Source organism: uncultured Succinatimonas sp. (assembly GCF_905203285.1).
In the GTDB taxonomy this organism is placed as follows: domain Bacteria; phylum Pseudomonadota; class Gammaproteobacteria; order Enterobacterales; family Succinivibrionaceae; genus Succinatimonas.
Map to the genome: position 1 here is coordinate 26980 of NZ_CAJKVK010000001.1, position 18739 is coordinate 45718.

At 41.7% G+C, this 18739-nt stretch carries 16 protein-coding genes; 4 read left to right on the plus strand and 12 right to left on the minus strand.

Going from position 1 to position 18739, the window contains the following annotated elements:
- Window positions 1–99: 99 nt before the first annotated feature.
- The 7 genes from QZ019_RS00145 to lgt all read right to left on the minus strand — a co-directional run bounded on the left by QZ019_RS00145 (window position 100) and on the right by lgt (window position 7645).
- A complete protein-coding gene (locus QZ019_RS00145; RefSeq protein ID WP_249082822.1) occupies window positions 100–354 on the minus strand; it encodes a Txe/YoeB family addiction module toxin in 255 nt (84 codons plus the stop codon).
- Window positions 355–621 carry a type II toxin-antitoxin system RelB/DinJ family antitoxin gene (locus QZ019_RS00150; RefSeq protein ID WP_295481466.1) on the minus strand — a complete coding sequence of 89 codons (267 nt, stop codon included), beginning with the start codon at window positions 619–621 and terminating at the stop codon, window positions 355–357.
- Between the two features lie 244 nt (window positions 622–865).
- On the minus strand, window positions 866–1675 hold the full coding sequence (gene modA, locus QZ019_RS00155) for a molybdate ABC transporter substrate-binding protein (RefSeq protein ID WP_295481467.1): 810 nt from the start codon (window positions 1673–1675) through the stop codon (window positions 866–868).
- Window positions 1676–1692: 17 nt separating this feature from the next.
- Window positions 1693–3537, minus strand: coding sequence for a glycoside-pentoside-hexuronide (GPH):cation symporter (locus tag QZ019_RS00160; protein ID WP_295481468.1), 1845 nt, complete (start codon window positions 3535–3537; stop codon window positions 1693–1695).
- A gap of 85 nt (window positions 3538–3622) precedes the next feature.
- Window positions 3623–5452: a glutamine--fructose-6-phosphate transaminase (isomerizing) gene (gene glmS, locus QZ019_RS00165; protein ID WP_295481470.1), complete on the minus strand. Its 1830-nt coding sequence runs from the start codon at window positions 5450–5452 to the stop codon at window positions 3623–3625.
- A gap of 18 nt (window positions 5453–5470) precedes the next feature.
- Entirely contained in the window at window positions 5471–6856 is a 1386-nt protein-coding gene (gene glmU / locus QZ019_RS00170) for a bifunctional UDP-N-acetylglucosamine diphosphorylase/glucosamine-1-phosphate N-acetyltransferase GlmU (RefSeq protein ID WP_295481471.1), read from the minus strand.
- A 12-nt stretch (window positions 6857–6868) separates the two neighbouring features.
- Window positions 6869–7645, minus strand: coding sequence for a prolipoprotein diacylglyceryl transferase (gene lgt / locus QZ019_RS00175; RefSeq protein ID WP_295481472.1), 777 nt, complete (start codon window positions 7643–7645; stop codon window positions 6869–6871).
- Window positions 7646–7717: 72 nt separating this feature from the next.
- Here lgt and QZ019_RS00180 point away from each other — a divergent pair, with 72 nt between their 5' ends.
- Together QZ019_RS00180 and QZ019_RS00185 are read left to right on the plus strand one after the other, a co-directional pair.
- Window positions 7718–8131 (plus strand): hypothetical protein, encoded by a 414-nt coding sequence (locus tag QZ019_RS00180; protein WP_294563851.1) that lies wholly within the window; start codon window positions 7718–7720, stop codon window positions 8129–8131.
- 7 nt (window positions 8132–8138) lie between these two features.
- Complete coding sequence (locus QZ019_RS00185) at window positions 8139–8840, plus strand: 4'-phosphopantetheinyl transferase superfamily protein (protein WP_295481473.1); 702 nt, start codon at window positions 8139–8141, stop codon at window positions 8838–8840.
- A gap of 237 nt (window positions 8841–9077) precedes the next feature.
- On the opposite strand, the gene QZ019_RS00190 is transcribed toward QZ019_RS00185, so the two are convergent.
- A complete protein-coding gene (locus QZ019_RS00190) occupies window positions 9078–10532 on the minus strand; it encodes an IS4 family transposase (RefSeq protein ID WP_295481475.1) in 1455 nt (484 codons plus the stop codon).
- 258 nt (window positions 10533–10790) lie between these two features.
- On the opposite strand from QZ019_RS00190, the gene QZ019_RS00195 reads away from it, so the two are divergent.
- Entirely contained in the window at window positions 10791–11054 is a 264-nt protein-coding gene (locus tag QZ019_RS00195) for a type II toxin-antitoxin system RelB/DinJ family antitoxin (RefSeq protein WP_294563842.1), read from the plus strand.
- A 3-nt stretch (window positions 11055–11057) separates the two neighbouring features.
- A complete protein-coding gene (locus QZ019_RS00200) occupies window positions 11058–11321 on the plus strand; it encodes a Txe/YoeB family addiction module toxin (protein WP_295481476.1) in 264 nt (87 codons plus the stop codon).
- 247 nt (window positions 11322–11568) lie between these two features.
- Here QZ019_RS00200 and dnaE read toward each other — a convergent pair whose 3' ends face one another.
- From dnaE to QZ019_RS00220, 4 genes are all read right to left on the minus strand, one after another.
- On the minus strand, window positions 11569–15237 hold the full coding sequence (gene dnaE / locus QZ019_RS00205) for a DNA polymerase III subunit alpha (protein WP_295481477.1): 3669 nt from the start codon (window positions 15235–15237) through the stop codon (window positions 11569–11571).
- A 93-nt stretch (window positions 15238–15330) separates the two neighbouring features.
- The gene (locus QZ019_RS00210; RefSeq protein WP_295481478.1) at window positions 15331–16695 is read right to left on the minus strand and encodes an MFS transporter; all 1365 of its coding nucleotides are present in this window, start codon (window positions 16693–16695) and stop codon (window positions 15331–15333) included.
- A gap of 141 nt (window positions 16696–16836) precedes the next feature.
- Window positions 16837–17748, minus strand: coding sequence for a dihydrodipicolinate synthase family protein (locus QZ019_RS00215; RefSeq protein ID WP_294563831.1), 912 nt, complete (start codon window positions 17746–17748; stop codon window positions 16837–16839).
- Window positions 17749–17882: 134 nt separating this feature from the next.
- Window positions 17883–18647 (minus strand): IclR family transcriptional regulator, encoded by a 765-nt coding sequence (locus QZ019_RS00220; RefSeq protein WP_295481479.1) that lies wholly within the window; start codon window positions 18645–18647, stop codon window positions 17883–17885.
- Window positions 18648–18739 lie beyond the last annotated feature (92 nt).

Here is an 18739-nt window from a genome sequence, read left to right on the forward strand (position 1 = left end):
GATATTTAAGAAAAATTAAAACCGATCTTGCGTAAATGTAGGATCGGTTTTTTTGTTGGATTGCACTACGGTTTTTATCCGATAAAAAAGCTCCTAATGTTAATAGTGCTCTTTAGATTGGATAATTTCACAGCAATCGTTTTTTACAACGAAAACTAAGCGATTCTTTAAGTCGATTCGTCTGCTCCAATATCCCGAATACTCATATTTTAATTGTTCAGAGCTCCCCGCTCCTTCATATGGAGATCTTGTTATAGCCTCAATTAAGTTATTTATTTTCTTTAATGCCTTTTTATCTGTTTGCTGCCAATACAGATACTCGTCCCATGCTGCTTTAGAAAAGATAATATTCAGTTATTCCTCCAAAGCTCTTAACTCTTGCATTGTTTTTGTGACTTTTTCTTCATTGTTTAAAGACCAAATGCTGTGATCCAAAGCTTCCCGATTGGCTTTAGAGTAAAAAGAATCAGCAGTAGGAGTAAAAGGCAACTTACGAAGATTAACCATTTGTGTTAAACACATGCGGATCACGGATGTTAAATCAAGGCCCATTGCCTTTGCTGCTTCTTGTGCTTGTTTTTTTAACGTTTCATCAATGCGAACTTGTAATAATGCTGACATCTTTGAACTTCTACACTAAATGAATCATGTCTTAACTATAATTGAAAATGTTTTGCGTTACAAACACATACAATACTATTCATAATGTTCATCTGAAGAAAGTGTTAAAACTTAAATAGTTAGCGTTAATGATTTGTTGAAAAACAAAGATAAATCTATAGAAAGTTGATTTAAGAATAAATAAAAATAATGAGCCTTAGTTTTCATGAAAGGCTCAAATAAAGATGAAACAGTGTTTGTAAGCTTATTTACTCTGCCAACCCGGTAAACGTAAATCAAGTTGACCTTTTTCCGTAGGATTTAATGATCCGAAGCCGAAAGCTTCAAGCAGGGTTTGTGCTTCATCACTTTCTCTTAAAAAGCGGGTGAAGACCAACGCGTCATCGCGTTTTGGCGAGTCGTCAATAATTAAAGTGTAGTAAAGAATATCAGGATAATATCCGCGCGGAACTACCCAGTATGAACCGTTTGCCATTCTGGTTTTGGAGCTTATTAAAGGGAGGGTTATAAAACCTGCTTCCACGTTTTGGTTTGCAACCATGGAATGGACTTGGTATTCGTGCTCAGGATAGAAAATTTTATTTTTCAGATATCCTGTCGGAAATCCTTTGTTAGAGACGATTTGCTTTGCGGCAAAACCCACAGGGGTAAGTCTTGGGTCAGGAATTGCCAGTGATTTTAGTTTTTTGGAGTAAATTGCAGAAATATTACCGTTAAATAAGCGCGGATTAGCTGACCAAAGAATAAGTTTGGCGCGGGTAAAGGGAATAAAGGATGCAGGGGAGGTCTTATTTAAACGAATGAGACTAATAGGCAGTCTTTCATCCGGACTTATTATGACATCGCACTTTAACTTATTATTGATAATTCCGGTATAGATATTGGATGCGGTAGTGTAGTGAGCATCAAATTCAACCGGAACTTTAGGCGTAAGTGCTTCAAGAGCGTTGTACATTTGCGCGGTGGCGCAAACTTGAAGTTTTTTATCTGAAGCTTGAGCGCAAAAAGATAAAGACACGATGGCAGCTAAAGCAATAAGTTTTTTAAACAGCATAAAATTTACAAAAATAATTAATCAAAGTGTTGGGCATAACGGGCAATGCGCGTAACAACTTCGCGCGCGGTTCCGGCATGACGAAGTGAATCGGCAAATCCCTGCTCGTTTAAAACCAATGATAAACGACCTAAAAGATTTAAATGGGTTTGTCCGTCATCAGGACTTGCGATTAAAAATATAAGATCGCATTTTTTACCGTCATAAGATCCTAAATCAAGAGGTTTTTCCAAAACGGCAATGGCAATAGCCGGTCGTTTCACGCATTCGCCGCGGGCGTGCGGAATGGCTATACCTTCAGCAATGCCGCAAGGAGTAACTTTTAGCCTTTTATTAAGCTCGGATCTGAATTCTGAAATAGATGAGATAACACCACTGCGGGCAAGACAGGACACAAGCGGACTTAAAACCTCTTCTAATGTTTCTCCTTTAAGCTTTAGCAGTACGTTATTTTCATCGATTGCATAACGGATAAGTCTTTGCGTGTCATGAATCATTCCGTCTGAAGTTCTTAGTTTTTCAAGGGTGGAAAGCATGGATTTGAACAAAATGCCGTTTAGCTTGTAGTAACGGCTATAGATCCAAAGCGAAATTAAAATAAGCAGACAGACGATGACAAGAGCCAGACGGAAGCTGAACTCCTGATGAACGAATGTGATTTCACGGGGAATGTAAGCTGCCGCGGATATAGAAAGACCGGACATGAAAAGGGCAATGCCGGTGCCTAATTTTGCAGAGAATGTTTGCAGTGAAAAGATTAGGGCTTCAGAGCGGATGCCGTTTTTAAATTCACCGTAATCAACGCAGTCGGCAAGCATTGAAGTTGTTATTCCAATCATAAGAGCCATACCGCAATTGGCAAGGCAGAAGCTTACGCACAGTACTATCGGGTTACCGGTCGTAAGTGACAGGAAAATCATGGAAATAAAACCGCATAACATCAAAATGCCTGATATATAAAATGCGGCTTTGCGGGAAATAATGCCGATTATTTTGGGCAACAAAATATACGTTAAAAATTGAATTACGGCACCGCCTGACATAATGAGAGTGAAATGCTTGGCGGTAATTACATGCTCTTGGAGGAAATAGAAAATAAGTGAGCTGTTGACGATTCCGATGGCAATTTGCTGCAAAACCATAATAGAAACGGTAGCTAGCAGCTGATCGTTTTTGGTTATAAGTTCAAAGGCTTTACTTACTGAGAATTTAGCGTATTTAAATTTTTGTCGGCGCGTTTTGAGGGTAAAACACATTAAAAACTGAGTTATTACGAAAAATAATGCGCAGGCGGCGGCAAGCGTGAAAAATCCTTCTGATAAGTCATGCTCTGCGTTAAATGTAAGCTTGCCGATTAAAAATAACCCGAAAATAAGAATGAACTGTCCGCCGACAACCGTCATGGCACGGGGAATTGCGGTCATGATTAGGCGATCTTTGCCGACAGTACCGAAATTAGGAATTAATGACCAAAACGGTATATCCATCAGCGAATAAGCGATGATGGTAAGAAAATAAAAGCTAAGACCGTATAAAGTAAGATCGGATCCTTGAAGATTCGGTTTATAAAACAGGCAAATAACCGACGCGGCGGTTAACAGACTGCCGATGATGATCCAAGGTTTGAATTTACTAAAACGCGCAGCGGTGTTATCTATCGCGTAGCCTAAAAAGGGATCGAGAAAAGCGTTGGCGATTTTGCCTATTAAGAAAATAAAACCGATAAATGCTGCGGATAATCCGTAAAAATCGGTAAAGTACAGCATCAGATAAGCGCCGATGAACCAATAAATGATGTCTTTGCTCATGGCGCCCAAACCGAAAGCGATCTTTTCGCTTAAAGTTACATGGGATTCTTTCATTACACCTTAAAAATGTTAAATTTATGAAAAAGCACATGATTTTACCGTAGATTCGGCGAAAACCTGCGCTTTTTCTGTTTTTTCATCACTCAACTGTGACGGACTTCGCTAAATTGCGAGGTTGATCAACATCCGTACCGTTAATTAGTGCTACGTGATAAGCAAGCAGCTGCAGCGGTATGGTGTAAATCACGCTTTGCAAATATTGTCCTGATACTTTGAGCTTGATGACGCGGGTGGTGGCATCTTCTTTGATTGCGGTTTTGTCTGAGGTGAAGATGTATAAAATACCGCCGCGGGCCTTTACCTCTTCAATGTTGGATTTAAGTTTGCCGATAAGCTCGTTGTCAGGAGCCACAACCACAACCGGCATTGAAGCGTCGATAAGAGCAATCGGTCCGTGCTTTAATTCACCTGCGGCATAGCCTTCGGCATGGATGTAGCTTATTTCTTTAAGCTTTAAGGCGCCTTCAAGAGCTATAGGATACATTTCACCGCGGCCCAGGAAGAGGCAGTGATGTTTTCCTGCAAATTCTTCGGCAAGTTTTTCAACGGTAGCAGCTGTTTTAAGCGCACTGCTGATTTCATCGGGAAGCTTTTTAATCTCTTTAATTATTTCAACGGCCTGCTCTTTACTTAAAGTCCCTTTTACCCGTCCGATGCGGATTGCAAGGAGAATAAGAGCGATAAGCTGAGTGGTAAAAGCCTTGGTGGAGGCAACACCGATTTCAGCACCGGCTCTGGTTAAAAATACGTAATCCGATTCTCTTACAAGTGATGAGCCCGGAACGTTGCAGATGGCAAGTGAGCCTTTATATCCTGAATTCTTGGCTTTTCTTAAAGCGGCAAGAGTATCGGCGGTTTCGCCTGACTGGGATAAAGTTACCAGAAGAGAATTTGGCAAAGTGATGCTGTTGCGGTAGCGATACTCTGAAGCGATTTCAACTTCCGTATGCACCTTGGCGAGATTTTCAAGGAAGAATCTGCCGACAAGTCCTGCGTGATATGAGGTACCGCAGGCGACTATCTGAATGTTGTCCACATCCTTAAAACTGTTTTCATCAGTGCCGAGGAAAGCTTCAAAGCTGACGTTATCTTCTTCGATACGGCGTTCGAAAGTATAGGCAACTGCTCGCGGCTGCTCAAAAATTTCTTTTTGCATGAAGTGGCGGTACGGGCCTTTTGATACCGAGTAGACGTCAAGCTCGCTTTCTTTGACGGTTTTTTCGATAGGCTTTAAGTCCTTGTCGTAAATCTTAAGCTCTTTGCGCTTTAAAACTGCGATTTCATCATCATCAAGATAGATAAAGCGCTGTGTCACGGGCAGCAGCGCCAACACGTCGGAGGCGACGAAGTTTTCTCCGAAGCCTAATCCGATAACGATAGGAGAGCCTTTACGAGCGGTGTATAAAGTATCAGGCTCGTGTTTGTTGATAAGCGCGATGCCGTAGGTGCCTTCGACGTCGTTTAAAGCAAGGCGCAATGCCTTTTTGGTGTCGGACTCGGTTTGGGCGTAATAAGAAATTAAATGAGCCAAGACCTCGGTATCGGTTTGAGAGTGAAATTCAAAACCTTCTTTTTCAAGTTTGGCTTTAATCTCTTTGAAGTTTTCAATAATGCCGTTATGCACCAGGGCAAAATCACCGCTTATATGCGGATGGGCGTTTTCAACCGAAGGACGGCCGTGGGTTGCCCATCTGGTGTGAGCGATGCCTAAAGAGCCAGAAAAAGACTCTTTGCTTACGGCTTCTTTTAATGACGAGACTTTGCCGGTGACGCGTACGCGCTTGAAGTCATTGTCATGAATGACGCACAGACCTGCCGAGTCATATCCGCGGTATTCAAGGCGGGATAAACCTTCAAGTAAAATGTCTACGATATCTCTTTGAGCAATGGCTGCAACAATTCCGCACATGGTTTTTATCCTTTTTCGTTATTTCTTGTTTTTGACAGGGCGCTGGTAATTTTTAAAGTAAATAGGTCTTACGCGCGTAATGACCAAAGCTTTTTCGGGAACTTCCTTGGTTACGGTGGTACCGGCGCCGATTGTGGCGCCTTTGCGCACGGTAACAGGGGCTACAAGCTGAGTGTCGGATCCGACGAACACCTCATCTTCAATCGTGGTTCGGTGCTTGTTGGCGCCGTCGTAATTGCAGGTGATGGTTCCGGCGCCGATATTAACATCAGTTCCGATGTCACTGTCACCTAAATAGCTTAAATGACCTGCTTTGGTTCCAAAGCCTATATGAGAATTTTTTACCTCAACGAAGTTGCCGACATGAACTTCATCCTCAAGTACGTTGCCAGGGCGCAGTCTTGCAAAAGGTCCTATGGTGGTATGGCGCATGAGCTTAGATTTTTCCATGACGGTGTAAGGGGAAATGATGCTGTCATCGCCTATTGAAACATCTTTTAGCACGCATCCGGCACCTATGATAACGTTATTGCCTAAAATTACGTTGCCTTCAATAATGACGTTTACATCAATAAAGACATCTTTACCGTGAGTTAAAGTGCCGCGCAGATCAAAGCGCTTGGGGTCGGCAAGAGTTACGCCTTCCTCAAGTAAGGTTTTTGCTGCTCTTTCCTGATAGAGCCTTTCGATAAAGCTAAGCTGAACTTTGTTGTTGACGCCGCATAATACCGAAAACTCCGGTGCCTTTACCGGATTTACTTCTTTTCCGTCAGCGCGAAGAAGGGCGACTAAATCGGTAAGGTAATACTCGCCTTGGGCATTTTCATTATTAAGCTTGGGCAAATATTCATTAAATACGCAGGCAGGTGCTGCCATCATGCCGGTATTTACTTCATTTATAAGTTTTTCTTGAGCATTCGCGTCTTTTTCTTCGACGATTTTTTCAATCAGGCCGTCGTTATTTCTTACGATGCGTCCGTAGCCGAAAGGATTATCGGCAATGGCGGTAAGAAGACACATTCCGTCTTTGGGGCAGGCCTTAAGCAAAGCTTTAAGATCGTCTGTTGGTGTAAGTGGAGTATCTCCGTAAAGGACGACGACGTTTGAATCTTTTTGTACGCAGGGCATGGCGGTATTGACTGCATGTCCCGTACCTAATTGTTCTTTTTGCTCGACGATATTTATTTTTGAGAAAATCTCTTGCGGTAAAGAGGTTAGAGACTGTCTTACGATTTCTCCGCCGTGTCCTACTACGACATGGATTTTAAGAGGGTCTAAAGTTAAAGAGGTGTCGATAACATGCCTAAGCATGCTTTTGCCTGCAACTTTATGTAAAACTTTAGGCAAGTCAGAATGCATGCGCTTGCCTTTGCCTGCTGAAAGAATAACGATTTCAAGGGACATGTTGCTACCTTCTTAATTTAGACGCTTGTGTCGTGAATAGATAATAAGGATTATTCCTAAAATAATAAACGGAATGCTTAAAATCTGCCCGACATTTAGGGCAATTCCGGTGGTGTAATCAGCCTGTTCGACTTTAAACGGCTCAATAATAAAGCGGGCTGAGAAAATTAATATGAATAAAAGTCCGAGGATAAAGCCGGGACCGCGTTTTTTAACGTAAAAGTAGGCAAGAGTCAAAATTATAAAAATTATAAAATAGGCAAAGGCTTCAAAAAGCTGCGCAGGATAACGCGGCATGGTGTCGCCGATGCGGGCAAACACAATGCCCAAAGGACTGTCGGTGTACTTGCCTAAAATTTCCGAGTTCATGAAATTGCCAAGACGGATGAAGGTGCTGACAAGAGCTACGGGAATGCACAGCATGTCGGCAATAACTAAAAAACGGTAATGGCAGCGCTTTGCAAAAATGTAAATGGCTAAAAGTACGCCTATAGTCCCGCCGTGGCTTGCAAGACCCCCATGCCAGATTTTTAAGATCTCAAGAGGATGCGATAAATAAAACTGCGGCTCGTAAATAAGACAGTGGCCTAAACGCGCACCGACGATCGTACCGATGAATAGAAAGGTTAAAAGCTTATCTAAATCTTCAGTTTTATAACCGGCTTTTCTGAACAGAAACTGCATAATGAAATAGCCGATAATAAAGCCTAAAGCAAAAAATAATCCGTAGTAACGGATTACGACGGGCCCTATGGAAAAAGCAATCGGATCGCCGTTCCAGACTAACATGGATTTATCCTAATTAACTGTTTTAAATGCTATACTTATAAAAGAGATCATAGCAAAAAAAGCATGTTTTTTATGATATTAGCAGCTGAAAGATTCTTTTTATATTCAGGCGCCTGCCTTTTTGTTTTAGGCATTATCACCTGCTTTATTCCACGTCATATGCGCCTTGGCATCGTCAGTATGTTGATCGGTGATGCGCTCTTTGCCGCAGGAATCGCCTTTTTGGTAAAAAGCACCGATATCCTTATAAGTCTCGGTCTTGAGACCGATTTGTTTATTAAGCATAACCTGATTTTCGCTATAGTTTTCTCGATTGTTTTGTATGCTTTGATGCTTGCCGTTTTCGTAAAGTTCTTTAAGCGTAAAAAGAAAGCCGTCGCCGAAAAAGAAACGGTCGCCGATGAGGGACAGGGAGCTTCTTCAAAGAAAGAGGCTGCGGCAGATGCTGCTCTTTTTGCTAATGTCGGTAAAGAAAATAAGGAATAGACATTAAGTGAAAGTTGTCATTTCTAATTTAGACAGTCTTCTTGTGTCTGTTGCTTCCCTACCGCAAAGCGATCATGAAATAGCTCGCGATTTTCAACCTAAAAAGAAAAAGACATTCTTAGCAAGCCGGGTGTTGCTGCGCCTTGCGTTAAAATCGTTTTATGCTTTAAATGATATTCCTTCTTTGTCTTTTGGATCTCACGGTAAGCCGTATTTTGATCCGTCGCTTTCCTTATTTTTTAATTTTTCGCACTCGGGAAATTATATCGGAGTTGCTTTTAGTAACATTGAGATGGGATTTGACATTGAGTGCGTCAAAGAACGAAAAAACTTTCATGGTTTGTGTAAAAAGGTATTAACCGATCCTGAGAAAAACTGTATTTTCAAACTCTCTGAAAAGGAGCAAAGAGAGTTTTTTACTTTATTGTGGACAGTTCGTGAGTCTTTATTAAAAGACTCAGGCCTTGGCCTTGTTGGTTTATCCAAACTGCATATCGATCCTGAACATAATTGCGGAATGGCATCTGATAATCCCACATTGCGTGTTCATTCTTATAACATTGCTTCACTTTTTCCTAAATCCTCAGAAAGAGCTTATTTTTCGTTAACTGATAGAAAATCTGACAAGGTAGAGTTTTTTACGGTTGAGGGCAATGCTTTAAAAGAGCTTAATAACCCACAGTCAGAGAGAGTAATTAAGATTAACTAAAAACACTCTTTTGAAATTTTTAATAACTTTTACACTAAAGGACAACTATTCTCTCTTGTCTAGCGTAAAACATCATTCATACGCTGCCGAAAAAGAATTTTGATCCAGACCTGTGTTTGTAAGCACAAATTTTTATTCTTTAGCGCGAAGTTTAAAAATGGCATTGCATCAAAGAAAGTAAGCATATGCTCTATTTATTTGTTTTACTGTTTTTTTGTAATTTTCATATCCATGTCCTTAAGCATATGAAAAATTAGCCTCAATCGTAGTCTTTATCGGGGCTTTAGCCAAAAATTCAATCACAGCTTCAAAGCTTTTAAATTCTTCTTTCCGCGTGTTTGAAGTTTGTGATTTTCGATATTGATTGGCAATAGTTCGGATCATCTTAAAATTCTGCTTAAGCGCACGGATGTTGAGTTTAAATAAATTTACGCAATATTCGTCCCACCACGGGTCACAATTGACGAATACCTTGTACATGGAGATGTAATACCTGTGTTTTTCATCAAGATAAAGGTAAATCAGGTATTTTATGATTGCCGCAATAAGACTTGCCTGAGCAACGGTATAGACAATGGTGAGATAGGAAGTATTGACGCCTCTTAAATTAACTCTGCTTTTAAGGCATTTAAACAGGAGCTCTATCGACCAACGCAGCTTTTGGATTAATACTGCATATTGTGCCGGAAAGCATTGCCGCGGAATATCGGTGATTAGATAAGATACGGTACCTTTGTTGTTGCTCCATACCCTCAGAACTCTTACTTGTAAGCCGTTATTTAAGATTACGTCCATATCAAGAATGTCATGCGGACGATAGGCCCTTAGCAGCGGCTCTTTTAAATCCTTGTCAATAAAATTAGTTAAGCTTTTTCCTTTAAGGAAGCAGGCGGTAATTTTCCCCGTCATATTACATTTACCGAGCAGCATAAAATAAGAGCCGGCTTTATGAATAAGTTCAAGTAAAGCATAGCTGACATAGCCGGCATCCATGATTTTAAGTACCGGATGTTGTTTGTCTGCGTTTACGACCTCTCTTTCATCGGCGGTGCCGGAAGTAAAAGTTACGGCTTTAAACATACCCGTGACTAAAGAAAATACCGTCTGCATACCGATTTGAGCGTTCTTAGGCTCCTTGCTTACGGCATTACCTTGCTCGTCATAGCTGTCAGGCAGTTCATCGCCTTTAGCGGCGGTACGGCAGCCGGGAAAAATATCTTCAAGCTTATCGTTTACATGCCAATATGAGCCGTCAACCGCTTCGATATCTTCAACGGCAAGACCGTGCTCTCTTAAAATATTTAATAAAAGTCTCCCGTGCTTGGGTTGGGCAAATTTAGCACTGAGAAAATCCGTATAGCGCTTAAGCAACATACCCATCAATTGTGTAACCTCCGGCTTTTTGATTTTATTGTGAAACGGTTTGCTCTCCATACTCTGCCCTGACAGAGCGGCATAACGGGCACCGATTGAAGCTATGGTGAATTTAGCGCCTGAGCCTGTCTGCACAATGATTGACGTTACAAAACTGACGGGATTAAAACGGCATTTTCTCCGGTTAAGACCGACTTTTCTTGCCATACGTCCGATGAAAGATGCCGAAACGGTAGAGGAAAAATACTCTTTTAAAGAACGTTCGTTAATTTGGGACTTGCAGTTACGGTCTTTTAGGATAGATAATAAACGCGGCATAGGAACTCCTGAATTTGATTTTTCACAACTTAATTTTAGAGATTTCTATGCCTTCTTTTTGATCCTTCCTTAACAAGTTTCACTTTTAAAACCAACAGGATATTTAACTGTTTAACGATGTTTTCTTGATCCTTAAGATCATTGCTATGATTGATTTTTGTAAATTTGTATCATTTGTGTTGCTATTGTATATATATTTGCAATTTTTATTGTAATATGTGGGTATATCTTCCATTCGTTTAACAAAGGAGCAAAAACATGGAAACAGCATCTATAAATTTTCGTGTTGATAAGGAATTAAAGAAAAATTTTGATGAACTTGCTCAACAATTGGGGATGAACGCATCTACAGCTTTAAATGTGTTTATGCGTCAATTTGTTTCCTATGGAGGATTTCCATTCCCTGTTACTACGATGTCGGACAAAGAAAGGAAGGAGCGGGCCTTTGCCGAAAAAATGGATCAAATGTTTCTTTCTATGAAAGAAGGACATGCCGAAATTCATGATTTAAAAGAGATTTAGTCTATGATGAAAATATGGAGTCCTAAAGCATGGAAAGACTATGAAAATTGGATTGATACTGATATAAAAACCGTAAAGAGGATTAATAAACTTTTAAAAGATATTGAACGCTGTGCTCCTGGTAGTCCAACTGTAGGAAAAGCAGAAAAACTTAAATATTCCAATCAAGGATTATTAAGTATCAGAATTGACAAAAAGAATCGCCTAATTTATCGAATCGAGCAAGAAGGTTTATATATTATTTCTTGTTGTGGGCATTATGATTAATGTGTTCTTTATAAAAAAGAGATTCGGTATTTGGTTTTTATAAAAAGGAGCCGGTGGTTAAGGCCTTTACACTGTCTCGGGAGACTCCAGATGCGGTTTCTAAAATAATTAAGCGTCAGACAGCAGTAAAATACCACGCTGACGCTTATGTTTTTTTAGACCGCCAATTTCTCTATGTTTCATGAAATTTTGCTTCAGCGGCTTTATTTACATTTATAGTAAATTTTTTTGATACCCCGCCCAAAAATCAGTAACCGATGCTTACAGCACTGTTTCCGGCAATTTCTCTTAATGAATCCAACAGATCGTCACTTGGGTCGTAACGATTGACGTTATTGGTAAACCGCAACAGAGTATTTCCGAGCATCAAGTTAAAAGAACAGCCTTGCCCTTCATTATCGGGATTTTCTCTTATTGAATAGCGCTGTGCAGTATTCATGCCGTTATTTTGTACGGCGATGACATTGTTTAGAAGTGCAGAGCTTAATTCATTAAAGTTTTTGGAAAGCTGCTCCTCGCTTAAGCGCAGAGTCAGGTTTTTAGCGTTTTTACGTCTGATGCTTTCAAGAGTTTTGAGTTCACGAACCCTAAGACGCGTAAGATTATCCTCGGTAAGTGACAACATTCCGCTTACGATTAAAACCAATGGTGACGGAATGGTTTTTGACGGATCGGTTTCCTGCATTACTTTTTGTTTTTGCAGTTTTGCTCTTTCATACAAGATTGCTCCGTATTGTTCTGCTACGGATCCGTAAAGTGAAAATTCAATCTGAGAGGTACCGTCATCCAAGATCAGAATATAGAATTTGCTGCCGTCGTTTTTAGACGTACGTTCGGTGCTTGAGATAACGACTCCGTAAAAGGTAACGGGATTGGGGCGCTGGGCTGTGCCTGGGCGCAGCGTGCTTATCGTGCTGCGGTAGTTGCGGGTTAGCTCATCAATATAAATATTTATAGGATGCCCTGACAGATAAAGCCCCAACACGTTCTTTTCAAGGTAGAGACGGTATTTTTCCGACCAAGGACGGCATGCAACAAAAGTTGGTGCTGTGGTTTCACTTATTGCGGCAAACAGATCAAGCTGCCCGGATGCTGCATCCGTGCTTTCCTGTACGGCATATTTCATAGCTGTCGGGATGGAAGCCATCATTTGTGCGCGGGATGGACCTAATTTATCAAGGGCCCCGCTTGCAACTAAAGCTTCAAAGGTTCTGCGGTTTAAATGATTAGGTCCGATGCGCTTTATAAAATCAAAGAAGTCTTTAAACGGCTCTTTGGCTCTTTCTTTAACGATGTCTTCTACAACATCTTCGCCGATGCCTTTGACTGCACCGATACCGTAAATAATTTCTTCTGCGTCATTTACCGTAAAGTTAAATAACCCTTCGGTTACATCAGGCGGATTAACTTTAATTTTGAGGCGATTGCATTCTGCGATATATGACACCAGTTTTTCGGTTCTCTGGCGGTCAGCCGTCATCATGGCGGCCAGGAATTCGGCGGGATAATGGGTTTTAAGCCATAAGGTCCACCATGCAACCAGGGCATAAGCAGCCGAGTGGGACTTGTTAAAACCGTATTCGGCAAACTTTTCCACCTGATCGAAGATTTTCATTGCGATATCGGTATCTTTGCCTTTTTTAGCGGCACCTTCTTTAAAGACGCTGCGCTGCCCTGCCATTTCGGCTGGGGTTTTCTTACCCATGGCACGGCGCAGAATGTCAGCGCCGCCCAGGGAGTAACCCGCAAGAACCTGGGCAATCTGCATTACCTGCTCTTGGTAAACGATAACTCCGTAAGTTGAGTCAAGAATCGGTTTTAGGTCAAGATCCTGAAAGTCAGGGGACGGATAGGCAACTTCTTCTTTACCGTGTTTACGCTGTACAAAGTGATCGACCATGCCGCTTTTGATAGGACCGGGTCGATAGAGAGCTACAAGAGCGATTAAGTCGTCAAAACGGTCAGGCTGCATTTGGCCTATAAGCTTACGCATACCGGCAGATTCAAGCTGGAAGACAGCCGTGGTTTCACATTGTTGCAGCACGGCAAAGGATTCAGGATCTTCATACGGTACGGCATGGATATTGACAGGCGGTTCATGATGCTTTGCCTTTCTGGCATTAATCATGGTAAGGGCATCGTCAATGATGGTAAGCGTGGTAAGACCTAAAAAGTCGAATTTTACTAAGCCTGCGTGTTCAACGTCCTTTTTGTCAAATTGGGTAATTGAGTTGCCGTCAGAATCAAGCATCAGAGGCGAGAATTCCGCGGTTCGGGTAGGGGAAATGACTACGCCCGCCGCATGCTTGCCGATATTGCGGATAACGCCTTCAAGGCGCAGCGCGATATGGATAAGCTCAACGCGCTGCCTGTCATCATCTTGTAATGCTTTTTGGTAAAGATTTACAAAATCCGGAGCTAAAGGATCGCATGGTTTGCCGTCTTTGCCGATGCCCATGGCCGCTTTAAAGGTAAGTCCGGGCTGCGTTGGCAGCTGTTTTGCGACAAAGTCAACGGCACCGTAGCCCATGCCCAGGGCACGGCCGGCATCTTTAATGGCGGCTTTTGGAGCCATGGTACCGAAAGTGGCGATTTGGGATACTGCGTTATTACCGTAGCGCTTTTTAACGTGTTCAAGCGTTTTTTCACGGTTTCTCTGGCAGAAGTCGACGTCAAAGTCCGGCATTGAAACACGCTCTGGGTTTAAGAATCGCTCAAAGAGTAAGTCAAAGCGCAAAGGATCAAAATCGGTGATTTTAAGCGAGTAGGCAACAAGCGAACCGCCGCCTGAGCCGCGGCCGGGGCCTACCGGTACGCCGTGCTCTTTGGACCATTGGATAAATTCCATAACGATGAGGAAGTATCCGGGGAAGTCCATGTTGATGATAACGTCAAGCTCGGTATTTAATCTGTCTACATAGGTCTGACGTTTTTCGTTTCTCTCTTTTTCGTCCGGGTAAAGGAATTCAAGTCGCTCTTCAAGCCCTTCTGCCGCTTTTTTTCTTAAATAGTCGGCGGGGGATAAATCACCTGTCGGGTAACGGGGTAGTCGCGGGTGGTCAAGTTCAATTTCGATATTGCAGCGCTCGGCAATGTTTCTCGTGTTCTGTAAAGCTTCAGGAATATCGGCAAATAGTGCTTCCATTTGCTCGGGAGTTTTTAAATACTGTTCTTTTGAGTATTTGCGCGCCATTTCTTTATTGCCGCGCTGACAGCCGGCCTGAATCGAGACGCGGACGTCATGAATTTGATAGTCGGAAAAGCCGTCTTTTCCGACGTTGTCTTCACCGAAAAGAAAAACCGTGTCGTTGGTCGCAACAGGGGCAATATTGTATTCAACGCATAAATTTAAGGCAAAGTTTTCAAATTCGCTTTCACCGATACGGTTGGTGCGGGTGATTTCAAAACAGAAGCGATCGTTAAAATTTTCCAAATAGAATTTAAGTCTGGATCTTATTGCCTTGGAGTCCTTTCTTTGCGCCATAGCGGCGATATCGCCGCGAAATCCGTCAAGAATAATGATGCCTTCGCTGTATTTTTTTAAGTCGGCAAGTGAGGTTTTAGCGTTAAAGGCTCCGGCATCTGAGCGCAGCCATGCTTCGGATAAAATGTCATAAAGGTTTTGCTGACCGACGCGATCCATGGCAAGGAGAGTCAATTTAAAGGATGTAGCCTTTTCTCCGGGCTTAACCTCTTCTTCAACTTCTATATCAGCTCCCATGATGGGCTTGATGCCGGCACTTTTACAGGCGGTATAAAATTTGATGAAACCGCAGATGTTGGAAATATCGGTGATTGCAAGAGCCGGGATCTTAAGCGCGGCGGCACGTTTTCCGATGGCGCCGACGCTTTCAAGACCGTCCATAATCGAGTAGTCGGAATGTACGTGAAGCGGAATATAAGTAATGTTGGGCATACTATCCTTTATTTATATGTTTTTTATTGTTTTATTAAGTAAAAAGAGTGATTTGTGTTATTTGATTCTTTAAAGCATAGTCATATTACAACACTATTTAACTTTTTGATGCGAAATTAATCCTGATAAACAAAAAGCAAAACCGATAATTGCTATACACGCGGAAATCATGAAAGAAAAAGAAATAGCGTCGCTTAATTCACTGATATAGAGCTTAGTGTCATGAGGAGCGTCGATGTAGCTGTTTAATATTGTGGTAAGAATTGCCATACAGCAGGCCATTCCTACGGTTCTAGTAATAGCCTGCAGTGCGGACGCTAAAGCAAGCTGTTCGCGCCTTACCGAGCTCATGACTATAGTCGTGTTAGGCGCTGAAAATAAGCCGAAACCTACTCCGGCGATAATTTGGCAAATTACCATGTAGAAAAGGGAACTTTCAGGATGCAGAAAATGCAGAAGAGTTAATGCCGTAAAAATGAGTGCCATTCCAACACTTTCTGAGATATGTGCATTCATATATTTGGCAATTTTGCCGGCGCATGATGACAAAACCATCATGATGGCTGGTTGAATTACCAGAAACACTCCGGTGTGGGATGCGGAAAATCCCAGAATAAACTGCATGTGAAGGGCAAGCAGCAGGCTGATACTGAAATTTGACATATAGTTAAAGGCAGAAGCGCCCAGCGCCAGCGTCAAAGTTCTGTTTCCCATAACGAGCTTGATCGGAAACACGGGATGTTTTGATTTGTTTTCAAAGAAAAGATAAATACTTAAAAAAGTGAAGCCGCAGATGACAAGAATTAAGGCGGTTATATGAGACGAGGCAATGGAAAAAGACAGCAAAATTAAAGCGATGCCCAAAAAACATAAGCTCATTTTCGGCAAGTTGAAATGATGAGTGTTAGGTTCATCTTTTGAAATTTTTTTAACTAATACTCCTGCAGCAAATAATCCTATGACCGTGACGAAGAAAATTGATCTCCAGCCCAAAGAGTCGGCAATTACCCCTGCAATAAGCGGAGATAAGGAAAGTCCGGCGTAAACGGCCCCGACCACGAGGCCTATGGCGGTTGCGCGTTTTTCTTTGTCTATTTTGTCAACAAGTAAAGCCATGGAGCTGCAAAAGACCAACGAAAGGCAAATTCCCTGCATGACTCGTGCACATAGAAGCACGCTGAAAGTCGGGCTTAAAGGTACGGCAAAAGTTGCGGCGGAGGCTAAAAGACAGCCTGAAAAATAAAGATTGCGGTAGCCGAAGAAGTTGGCAAGAGCGGTAGCGGGCAGCAAAAATGACGCTGTTGCAATCATATAGACGTTAATTACCCATGTGATGTTTTCAGGAGCGGTGGCATATTCTAAAGAAAGAGCAGGAACGGCTATATTAAGTGAATTGCCCATGAAGGGACAAAAGAATTGAATTAGACAGACGCTTAAGATTAGTAGTCTTTGCTGCATTTATCGGCTCCGAGTTTTTCCTCGGTAATTATGCCCCTCTTTTTTGTCGTCTGCATATTAAAAGGCAAGATTTTGCAGGTAAAAAAGAAACCTCCTAAAAGGAAGTTTCTTTAGTTCCGGAGTCAATATGTAAATGAAAAGCTATTTGATAAGGCCCATGTTTGTCAGTTTTTCTTTTAAAAGTTCCTTCTTTTCCTCAGGTAAAGGTAAAGACGGAGGCAACACTACGGTGCTGATGTCCTTTAAAGCGCAAAGCTTGGTTGCTTCCTTGACGACGTTGACAAAAGGATTATCAAGCGCATACAGATCGGGCATCTTCATTAAAGTGGCAAAAGTCTTGCAGGCATTTGCCATATCGCCTTCTTTAAAATATTTATAGGTGGCAACCGAGTAATAAGGGGCAAAATTACCGCTTGCCGAAATCATGCCGGCGCCTCCTGCCATGAGATTGGTCAGGAAATGATTGTCAAAACCGTTGAATACGGCAAAGTCGGGATTAACCGCACAGACGGTATTAATCATGGATGTGATGTGTCCGATGCTGTCAATGGTTTCTTTAATTCCGACGACATTTGGGTTATTAATTACTACTTCTTTAACGAATTCAGGATCAAGATCTTGTCCGGTAAGGCCCGGGAAGTTGTATAAAATAAGCGGAAGTGGTGCTACGCTTTTTGCTATTTGGGAAAAATAATTTAAAAGCTTTTCACGAGTTACTTTCCAGTAATAAGGGTTAATCGCGACGACGCCGTCGGCTCCGCATTCTTTGGCGTGAACGGCAAGATCGACAGCTTCGCGCATGTTGGTTGATCCGACGCCGATAAGTACTTTGACACGTTTGTTGACGTACGGTACGGCAAATTCAGCTACTTCCTTTCTTTCTTCGGCGGACATTTGGGAAAATTCTCCGCCTGTGCCTAAAAAGAATATGCCGTCTACGCCGTTCTCAATTAAAAAATCGATTTGTTTTTTATAGCTTTCTTTATCAATTTTAAAATCAGGGGTAAAGAAAGAAGAAATTGGCGGAAATATGCCTTCAAAAACGCGTGCCATAGTAACTCCTTATGTTAAATTTATTTCAATATGTGGAACTATAATTCTATATATTGAAACAGTCAATTAAAAAGTAAAAGAAGTTACGTCCCGATCACGCTTTAAATCGGGATTTAAAGCTAAATGATTAATATTTAGTCGGAAGCTTTAAGACTAATCGCTGCGGCTGCTTCTTTAAGGTACTCGACAAATTTTTCCATCGGCATTTTGTCGTATTGCGCTAAAACGCCGGACATGCTGATAGCCGCAAGCAATTCGCCCTTGCGGTTTAATATCGGAGCGGCGAGGCAGAAAATTCCTTTGGCGTCTTCTTCATCGTCTATGGCATAACCGCGGTCTTTAATTTCTTTTATTTGTTCAAATAAAATCTTGTCATCGGTGATGGTGTTAGGCGTAAATTTCGGTAAAGGCTGCTGCAGGGCTATAAGTTCCTTGGCTTTTTGTTCGGTAGAAAAAGATAAAAATATTTTTCCTAACGCCGAGCTGTTAAACGAGAGCCTTTTGCCGATCCAACTGTTGATGATTACTGGATAAGAGCTTTCAATCTTGAGTAAATATACGGGATTGGTTCCTTCAAGGATCCCAAGATGACAGGTTAGATCCGTATCGTCTCTGAGTTTTTTTAAAACCGGCAGGGCAAATTCTTTAATATCAAAGTGCGCAAATGCATAACTGCCGATTTCATAAAGCCTAAGTCCAAGGTCAAACTTATCATGATCTTGGCGCAGCAGTTTATGCGCAAGCATACTGTTTAAAAGTGTCGACGTCGAGCTTTTGGGTAAAGCCAAATTTTGATAGATGGTACTGAACGTCTGCGGACCGTTATGGGCGATAAAATCAATGATAAGCATGATTTTATCAAGGGCTGGGGTTGCAGTTTTAACCGTCGTAGTACTCATATATTTCAACCTAATTTAAGACACTTATGGAATATATCTTACTCACTTGGCGTAAGAGAATCAAAGGAGTGAATTGATTCTCTTAGAGGATT

What these genes read in the sequence shown, in the direction of transcription:
- QZ019_RS00150 (WP_295481466.1), bottom strand. Translation starts at nt 621, where the DNA reads ATGTCAGCATTATTACAAGTTCGCATTGATGAAACGTTAAAAAAACAA.
- modA (WP_295481467.1), bottom strand. Translation starts at nt 1,675, where the DNA reads ATGCTGTTTAAAAAACTTATTGCTTTAGCTGCCATCGTGTCTTTATCT.
- QZ019_RS00160 (WP_295481468.1), bottom strand. Translation starts at nt 3,537, where the DNA reads ATGAAAGAATCCCATGTAACTTTAAGCGAAAAGATCGCTTTCGGTTTG.
- glmS (WP_295481470.1), bottom strand. Translation starts at nt 5,452, where the DNA reads ATGTGCGGAATTGTTGCAGCCATTGCTCAAAGAGATATCGTAGACATT.
- glmU (WP_295481471.1), bottom strand. Translation starts at nt 6,856, where the DNA reads ATGTCCCTTGAAATCGTTATTCTTTCAGCAGGCAAAGGCAAGCGCATG.
- lgt (WP_295481472.1), bottom strand. Translation starts at nt 7,645, where the DNA reads ATGTTAGTCTGGAACGGCGATCCGATTGCTTTTTCCATAGGGCCCGTC.
- QZ019_RS00180 (WP_294563851.1), top strand. Translation starts at nt 7,718, where the DNA reads ATGATATTAGCAGCTGAAAGATTCTTTTTATATTCAGGCGCCTGCCTT.
- QZ019_RS00190 (WP_295481475.1), bottom strand. Translation starts at nt 10,532, where the DNA reads ATGCCGCGTTTATTATCTATCCTAAAAGACCGTAACTGCAAGTCCCAA.
- QZ019_RS00195 (WP_294563842.1), top strand. Translation starts at nt 10,791, where the DNA reads ATGGAAACAGCATCTATAAATTTTCGTGTTGATAAGGAATTAAAGAAA.
- QZ019_RS00200 (WP_295481476.1), top strand. Translation starts at nt 11,058, where the DNA reads ATGATGAAAATATGGAGTCCTAAAGCATGGAAAGACTATGAAAATTGG.
- dnaE (WP_295481477.1), bottom strand. Translation starts at nt 15,237, where the DNA reads ATGCCCAACATTACTTATATTCCGCTTCACGTACATTCCGACTACTCG.
- QZ019_RS00210 (WP_295481478.1), bottom strand. Translation starts at nt 16,695, where the DNA reads ATGCAGCAAAGACTACTAATCTTAAGCGTCTGTCTAATTCAATTCTTT.
- QZ019_RS00215 (WP_294563831.1), bottom strand. Translation starts at nt 17,748, where the DNA reads ATGGCACGCGTTTTTGAAGGCATATTTCCGCCAATTTCTTCTTTCTTT.
- QZ019_RS00220 (WP_295481479.1), bottom strand. Translation starts at nt 18,647, where the DNA reads ATGAGTACTACGACGGTTAAAACTGCAACCCCAGCCCTTGATAAAATC.